This window comes from Methylobacterium sp. CCH7-A2 (genome assembly GCF_001557075.1).
GTDB lineage: Bacteria > Pseudomonadota > Alphaproteobacteria > Rhizobiales > Beijerinckiaceae > Allobosea > Allobosea massiliensis.
This window is the reverse complement of the sequence record NZ_LSKN01000158.1, coordinates 1-3922: the sequence shown is the minus strand read 5'-3', so window position 1 is coordinate 3922 and position 3922 is coordinate 1. Positions and strand designations below refer to the sequence as shown.

The window sequence follows — 3922 nt, the reverse complement described above, 5'->3', positions numbered from 1 at the left end:
AAGCCTTGAATCAATCCGCGTGTCTCAGGTCAAGCTTTGTCCACGAGGCCTAGTGGCGCTCCAGCGCCAACGCGTTGCGGGTCGCCGATCAAGTTAACTCTTTCGACACGCCGGTGACCTAACGCAACCCTGCTAACTGTCTTTGAGGCGCCAGATGTCCATAAGTCTGACTATTTCTCGCCGCTTCGCTCTGCTGGCGATTCTCAGCGGGATCATCGCTGTCGGTGCTGTCGCCTTCAGCTTGACGCGTGCTCGTGACGCGATGATCACGCAAAAGCGTTCGGAGATCCGCTTCCTGGTGGAATCGGCCGTAACCATGATTGAGGGTCAGCGGCAGACACCGGCCGCCGCCGAGCAGCCGGAAATGGTCAAGGCGCGCCTGGCAGAGATGCTACGTTCGTCCCGCTTCGATGGCGGCAACTACATCTACATTTTCGATACCGAAGGGCAGATGGTCATGCATCCCCTGCTGCCCAAGCTGGAGGGGCAGTCGGCACTCGGGGTCAAGGACACCACCGGCCGTCCGATCATTCAGGAAATGGTCGAACTGGCGAAATCCGGGCGGGCCGGGTTCCTCGCCTATTCCTGGAAGAAGCCTGGCGAAGATTTCGCCTCGGAGAAGATCTCCTATGTCCATGGGGTTCCGGAATGGGGCTGGATCGTCGCGGCTGGCCTGCATACCTCCGACATCCAGTCGTCCTTCCGCGACTTGCTGAGCGCGGTGCTGCTCGTGCTCGTGCCGCTCCTGCTCGGCTACATGGCCGTTGCTGCGTGGCTGAACCTGAGCGTGTCACGACCCTTGCGGGAGCTGATCCAGACCATGTCGCAACTCGCGACGGGGCATCTCGATGCGGAGGTCAAGGGAGGCGCGAGGCGGGATGAGGTCGGCGAAATCGCACGCGCGGTCGACCGTTTCCGGAGCGACCTGCAGGCGCGTGCCGAGGCTGACCAAGAACGAATGAGATCGGAAGCGTCCAGCGCCGCCGAGAAGAACCGCTCCACCCAGCGCGTCGTGGATGATGTCGCGGCGATCGTGGCCAGTGCGGAGCAGGGCGACTTTTCCGCCCGGGCCTCCACGCGCGTCGCGGAGCAAGGGCTAAACCGGCTCGTCGAGGGCATCAACGCGATCAACCAAACCGTCGAGGAGGCCACCGGCGAATTCGCCGCGGCGATGGAAGCGATCTCGCAAGGCGACCTCACCCATCGTGTCGATGGCGCTTATGCGGGCCGCTTCGCGGAACTCCAGCGGTCGATCAACATGACGACGGAGCGGCTTCAGGAAATCGTCGGAGCGATCAGTTCGACGTCCCAGGCCATTCTTCTCGCCGCCCGCGAGATCAATACGGGTGCCGACGATCTGTCGAAGCGCACTGAGGAACAGGCCTCTTCGCTGGAGGAGACCGCCGCCACGACCGAAGAGCTCGCGGCGTCGGTGAAGGCCTCGGCCCAGGCCTCGCGCCAGGCGGCGGCGATCGCCACCGAAGCCATGGAAGCCGCCCAGGCCGGCGGTGCCATCGCCGGTCAGGCGGTCGATGCCATGGCGCGGATCGAGGATGCCTCGACCAAGATCTCCGACATCATCCGCGTCATCGACGACATCGCCTTCCAGACCAATCTGCTCGCGCTGAATGCTGCGGTCGAAGCGGCCCGCGCCGGCGATGCCGGCAAGGGCTTCGCGGTCGTGGCCTCCGAGGTGCGCACGCTGGCGCAGCGCTCCAGCGAGGCGGCCAAGGACATCTCAGCGCTGATCTCGTCCTCGAACAGCGAGGTCGGCGAGGGTGTGAAGCTCGTCCGTCAGGCGGGCGAGCAGCTCAGCCAGATCCTCACCGCCTCGAAAAAGGTCGCCGCCACCATCGCCGACATCTCGGCGGCGTCCGGCGAACAGGCCAACGGCATCGACGAGATGAGCCAGGCGGTCGCGCATCTCGACGAGATGACGCAGCAGAACGCGGCGCTCGCCGAGCAGAGCGCGGCCTCGGCCGGCTCGCTCTCCAACCGCATCGGACAGCTCAACGACCTCGTCGCCGCGTTCAGGACAGGGCCGGAGGGCGCTTCAGCCGGCCATGGCACGATGTCGACCGCGACCGGGCCCGCCCGGCTGCGCCAGCTCGCGGAGACAGCCTTCGCACAAGCGCCGGCCCGCACCCCGGCGCCACGGCCCGCTCTCGCCAAAGCTGCCGCCCACGCGCCGGCCCCGGCCAGGAAGGTCGCCAACAGCCGCGCCGGCGACTCCGGCTGGGACGAGTTCTGAGCCGGCAGCATGACCCATGTCGTTGCGGAGCGTGTCGGACCGGACGGCCTGGCGGATCGGGTCGTCGCTGCGATGCGGTTGCACGGATCGCCGTCTTATCCGAGGGCCTTCGAGGTTTGGTACGCTCATCTGTCCGGCGAGATGCCGGCGTTGAGCGCCAATCTTCTGCAAGTCGTCGTGGAGGCTGAAGGGAAGGTCGAGGGAGCGGCGTTGGATCGCCTGTACGACCGGTTCATCCGAACCGACCAGATCGTCGATCAAGCTGAACGCACCAGCGGTCAGATATTGCACGAGCTGACGACATTGACGGAAGCGATCACCGCCTCGTTGGATGCAAGCGAGCGCCATCACCGGGAGCTCTGTGAGATCTCGGAACAGGGACCGTCCTCGCCGGAGCGAACGAAGCTTCACGCATGGGTCGAGACGCTCGTTCTCTCGACACGGGCGGAAGTGGCACGGAAAGCAAAACTCGAAACCCGGCTCCGCGACAGTGCGCGCGAAATTCGCGTCTTGAGGGAAGCACTGGCCACCACGCGTCTGGAAGCGCAGACAGACACGCTCACGGGCTTGGCCAATCGCCGTCACTTCGAAGAGAGGCTGCAGACCTACGTCGCACAAGTCGCCAAGTCTGGCCTGCCGCTGACCCTGATCATGGCCGACATCGATTTCTTCAAGCGCTTCAATGACGAGCATGGCCACCTGACGGGTGATCAGGTGTTGCGGCTTGTCGCCCGGACAATGACGGACAAGTTTCCGAAGACTGCCGTGATCACGAGGTTCGGTGGCGAAGAGTTTGCAATCATCCTCCCCGACACGCCGCTGAGCGGTGGTTGGGACTGCGCGGAGGCCGTCCGGCAGACGCTCCTCGCTCGGGAACTTATCAAGCGATCGACAAATGAATCTCTTGGCCGGGTGACCCTCTCGCTCGGCGTCGCGGCTCACAGGCCGGGGGACACGCCCGAAACTCTAACGGACCGAGCCGACCACGCGCTCCTCATGGCCAAACGCAAGGGGAGAAATCGCACCGAAACCCAGGACGCGCTGCCACAGTCACCCGTCGTCGATGGATAGCGCGGCAACAATGCAACGGGCAGCATCGGGTCGACGAAGTCGGACCTGGTCAGCGCATCAAGCTAGTCAATCACGAACGATACCGCTACGTCATATTCATGCGCACGATTCGCCAGATCGCTGATGAGTTTGGGTTGAGCCTGCGAACTCTCCGCTACTACGAACAAAGAGGGCTGATAAAGTCCAAGCGATTTTCGAGCGACAAATCTCTGCGCATGTACGATGATGAGGATCATGCTCGCGTCGCGCAGGTCGTTCGCTGGGTTCGAATGGGCTTCATGCTCTCGGAGATCGAGAACGATGCCATCGACGTCCATAAGCTCCGTGCTCAGTTACAATACATCTACGATAGGATGGCAGAGCTAGAAACAGCAGCTTTATTGATCAAAGAAGAAATTCGATCAAAGAGCCACTCATGACGGCGATTGTTAAACCCGGAGATTTTGTTTTCGCATCGACGCAAGGCATATCTCCCAATTGAGGTAGCGCTTGAGTCAGGAACATCTGCCGCGTCAGCGATCGCGGTCCCTGCTATGGCCGCTCTCGCCTTGGACGCCCTTCTGTTTGTCAAGCAGCGATACGTGTCGCGTTGATTTCCTT

3 protein-coding genes are annotated in these 3922 nt (G+C 62.8%); all 3 read left to right on the top strand.

What is annotated here, in order from left to right; translation table 11 throughout:
• The first annotated feature begins 154 nt into the window (after positions 1-154).
• Entirely contained in the window at positions 155-2251 is a 2097-nt protein-coding gene (locus AX750_RS12715; RefSeq protein WP_067254371.1) for a methyl-accepting chemotaxis protein, read from the top strand.
• A 9-nt stretch (positions 2252-2260) separates the two neighbouring features.
• The gene (locus AX750_RS12710; RefSeq protein WP_067254366.1) at positions 2261-3322 is read left to right on the top strand and encodes a GGDEF domain-containing protein; all 1062 of its coding nucleotides are present in this window, start codon (positions 2261-2263) and stop codon (positions 3320-3322) included.
• A 98-nt stretch (positions 3323-3420) separates the two neighbouring features.
• Positions 3421-3741: a MerR family transcriptional regulator gene (locus AX750_RS12705; protein WP_067254363.1), complete on the top strand. Its 321-nt coding sequence runs from the start codon at positions 3421-3423 to the stop codon at positions 3739-3741.
• The last annotated feature ends 181 nt before the right edge of the window (positions 3742-3922 follow it).